Annotated in this window: 4 protein-coding genes and 1 pseudogene; 1 reads left to right on the forward strand and 4 read right to left on the reverse strand. The window is 58.1% G+C overall.

Translation table 11 applies throughout. The features are described from left to right. Positions 1–98 precede the first annotated feature (98 nt). The gene (locus A3754_RS21095) at positions 99–851 is read left to right on the forward strand and encodes an SDR family oxidoreductase (protein WP_063521246.1); all 753 of its coding nucleotides are present in this window, start codon (positions 99–101) and stop codon (positions 849–851) included. 171 nt (positions 852–1,022) lie between these two features. On the opposite strand, the gene A3754_RS21100 is transcribed toward A3754_RS21095, so the two are convergent. From A3754_RS21100 to A3754_RS21115, 4 genes and pseudogenes are all read right to left on the reverse strand, one after another. After that, on the reverse strand, positions 1,023–1,865 hold the full coding sequence (locus A3754_RS21100; protein ID WP_063521247.1) for an intermembrane transport protein PqiB: 843 nt from the start codon (positions 1,863–1,865) through the stop codon (positions 1,023–1,025). Beyond that, positions 1,852–2,376 (reverse strand): paraquat-inducible protein A, encoded by a 525-nt coding sequence (locus tag A3754_RS21105; protein ID WP_063521248.1) that lies wholly within the window; start codon positions 2,374–2,376, stop codon positions 1,852–1,854. The genes A3754_RS21100 and A3754_RS21105 overlap by 14 nt, the downstream gene beginning before the upstream one ends. After that, positions 2,366–2,980 carry a paraquat-inducible protein A gene (locus A3754_RS21110; protein ID WP_231880724.1) on the reverse strand — a complete coding sequence of 205 codons (615 nt, stop codon included), beginning with the start codon at positions 2,978–2,980 and terminating at the stop codon, positions 2,366–2,368. The genes A3754_RS21105 and A3754_RS21110 overlap by 11 nt, the downstream gene beginning before the upstream one ends. A 278-nt stretch (positions 2,981–3,258) precedes the next feature. Further along, a pseudogene (locus A3754_RS21115) lies at positions 3,259–3,612 on the reverse strand (ATP-dependent helicase); the annotation flags it as partial.

Here is a 3,612-nt window from a genome sequence, read left to right on the forward strand (position 1 = left end):
AGAAAACATCAGCGAGCGACACAAACGCTGTCGCCTCGCTTCGCGGGGTTCGCACCTCAAGAGGTGCTCCTACAGCAGCCATTAGCAAGGGGACAGTAATGCCGACACGCAAGAATATTCTAATCACCGGTGCCAGCTCCGGCCTTGGCGAAGGCATGGCGCGGTTGTTTGCGGCCATGGGGCGCAACCTGGCGTTGTGTGCCCGGCGCATGGACCGGCTGGAAACCCTGAAAGCCGAGCTGGAAGAAAAGCACCCGGCTATCAAGGTGCTGATCAAGCCGCTGGATGTGAACGATTACGACCAGGTGTTTGCGGTGTTCGATGCGTTCCGCACGGAAATGGCGGGTATTGATCGCGTCATCATCAACGCCGGCATGGGCAAGGGCCAGCCGCTGGGCACCGGCTACTTCTACGCCAACCGGCAGACCGCGGAAACCAACTTCGTGGCGGCGCTGGCGCAGACCGAAGCGGCCATGGAAATTTTCCGCGCCCAGAACAGCGGCCACCTGGTGATGATTTCTTCCATCAGCGCCATGCGCGGCATGAAGAAAAACCTCACCACCTATGCCGCCACCAAGGCCGGCGTGGCCATGCTGGCCGAAGGCCTGCAAGTGGAACTGCAGGATTCACCGATCAAGGTCTCCACGATCTTCCCCGGTTTTATCCGTTCCGAGATCAACGAAAAAGTGAAAAACACCCCGTTCCTGGTGGACACCGAAACCGGCTGCAAGGCACTGGTGAAAGCCATCGAGAAAGAAAGCAAAAACGCCTCCGTTCCCGGCTGGCCCTGGGGCCCACTGGGCTTCGCCATGCGCAACCTGCCGTTGAGGATGGTTGGAAAAATTATGTAGCCTCAGTTGAAAGTGTAAAGTTCAAAGTTGAAATGCGCGAGGAAGGCAGTGCTACACGGACAAGCCAACCCCGCGCGCGCCCTACTCCTTTAATCGCGGCCATAACATCTTTCGATTCGCTGCATCACCCATTCGCGTTTTAACTTTTCACTTTGAACTTTCAACTGCCTTTCACTGCCATTTCATGATCGGCGCCCATTCGCGCCAGTCGTCTTCCGGTTGTTTGTAGAGATCAAAGCGCTCCCCCGCTTTCGCCAGCGGGCCCGGCTCTGGCGGGGTGGCGAAGCTGATGCCGCCACGGAGTAAATTCTCCAGGGAGCTGGCCTGCACTTCTGCGCCTTTAAACAAGCCGATGTCCACGGTGAGCCCGGAGCTGTTCCAGAAGCGGGTATTGCTGCGTACCAGCTTGGCGTATTTCGGTTCGATGATGGCCTGAATTTCCACAAAGCGGCCCCCTTCGCTCAGTTCGCTTTCACCGATGGTGCCCACCTGCAAATCACGATAATAAATCTTGCGGCCTTTTTTCAGGGAGCCCAGGTGATCGGCCACCAGGGTTATCTTCAAGCCCAGGTTCGGTTGTTGCTCTGGCGGTGTTTCCAGCCCATCGAATTCTTTTTTTGATTCTCCCCCACCGGGCTCCACGGCGATGTATTTGCCTGACACCAGCGTATCCAGATTGCGCGCCCCGGCGATGCCCAGCTCCGGCTCTACAATCCAGAAGCGGCTTTTCTCGCGAGCCAGTTTTTCCGCATCCCGATTCAGGCTGGCATGAACGGTCACGTGTTTCAGGTCATCACTGAGTACGATTTCATCCACACTGCCCACCGGCACACCCCGGTAGCGCAGGTCTACCCCCGGCTTGATTCCTGATCCATTTTCAAAGGTAATTTCTATTTGCACGTCACGCTGCAAAAGCTGGTCATACAGCAGCCAGCCGGCCACCAGCAAGCTAAGCAAGGGCACCAGCCAGATAGGCGAAGGCCAGCGGGAATGTTTCACTTCAGGCGTGTCCATGGTCCGCTCCGTCAGGGTCTTGAATCCAGAGTTGTTGGGGAGAAAAGGCGTGGGCGGACAACATGGTCAGCACCACGGCCAGGGCAAAGGCGATAATACCCGGCCCCGGCTCCACCCGGGCCAGATTGCCGAATTCCACCACAGCGGCGAGCAGCGCCACCACGAAGACATCCAGCATGGACCAGCGACCAATCCAGTACACCAGCCGGTACGCCCGGGTACTGGTGAGTGGATTATTTTCGCGCGGTGCTCGCCAGTAGATCACCGCCAGCACCAGCACCTTGAACAGCGGCACCAACAGGCTGGCAACAAAAACAATGATGGCGATACCCGGCATGCCAGCTTCGAACAGTTGCCAGATGCCATCGGCAATGGTGCTGGCCTTGCNGCGCCCGGTTTCAGTAACCGCCATGATCGGCAGCACGTTGGCCGGTACTAACCAGACCATAGCGGCAATCAGTAATGACCAGGCCAGGGCACGCTGCTGCCTCGGGGGCGGATTAATCGCCATTGCGCGCCTCCAGTAACCGTTGCAACTGATCCGGTTGCGCCAGGGTTTCTACGATCAAACGCAAAAACACTGCCACCACCAGACAAAACAGACCAGGGCCGGGAGTCACGGTGGCCATGTCACCGAGTTTGGTCATGGCGATAAGAATGCCGAGCAGAAAAATATCCGTCATGGCCCATTCCCGGCTTTGCCGGTAAATCTTCATCCAGAAGGGATCCGGCTGCGCCGAGGGCGTATGACCACGGGCGGCCCATAGCAGGCGCCCTGCAGACAGCAAATTCAGCAGCGGCATGAAAACCAGGGTAAACAGCAGCAAGACCCCGACGGGAAAGTAAACGCCCTCCATGAGCCGCAGCACACAATCCAGCAGGCTGGCCTCACGGTCCAGGCCCAGGTTTTCCAGGCGCATCAACGGCAGGATCAGGGCCGGCAACCATAACACGGCCGTCGCCACGGTTAGTGCCAGCAGGGAATCAGGGCGCAACGTCCAGGCACCGCTCAACCGGGAATCACAACAGGGGCAGCGCCAGGCGCCTCGGGCGCGCCGAGAAGGCACGGCAAGCTGCGTGCCGCAATCCGGGCACAGCAGTGTATCAGCAGACATCGACTCCACCCCCTTCTGTTCCGGCACAGCCACCTCCTTGGAATAACCGTACCAGAATGACGGCAAAGGCGCCGAAAGAACGTGAAGGGGGCAGGAATTTTACGGAGTTTTAAAAGAGACGCTTCATGCGACGCGCTTCACGCAGCAACGCGATCAAGGCTTGTCGTTTTATAAACGTGAGAGGCCGCGCCCGGAATAAGGGCGCGGCCTCTCATCTATCAAAACCTGTACGGCTCCGCTTCGTGTTGTTGCCTGCAGCGTGTTGCGTGCAGCGTCTCTCAATCCAGTGGCCCGGGGGTCTTTTTCCGTTTCACTGTGGCGAAGCCACCCTTGGTGTCCTGCGTGGGCGGCTTGGCATTGCGTTTGGGTCTGGCGATTTTTTTCTTGGCACCGGGTTTCTTGATGCCTTTCTTGGCATCTGCCTTTTTCTTCATTTTTTTCTTTTTGTTGCCGGCGGCCTTGCCGTTGGACTTCAGGTTTTTCGGCCCCAGGAAGTTGCCACGCAGGGCGTCCACCAGACGGTATTCAAAATTCTGACGCAGGTAGCGTTGAATGCCTGCCATCAAATTCCATTCGTGGGCGGCGATCAGGGAAATGGCGGTGCCTTCACCGCCTACCCGGCCGGTGCGACC

The organism is Alcanivorax sp. HI0083 (genome assembly GCF_001635175.1).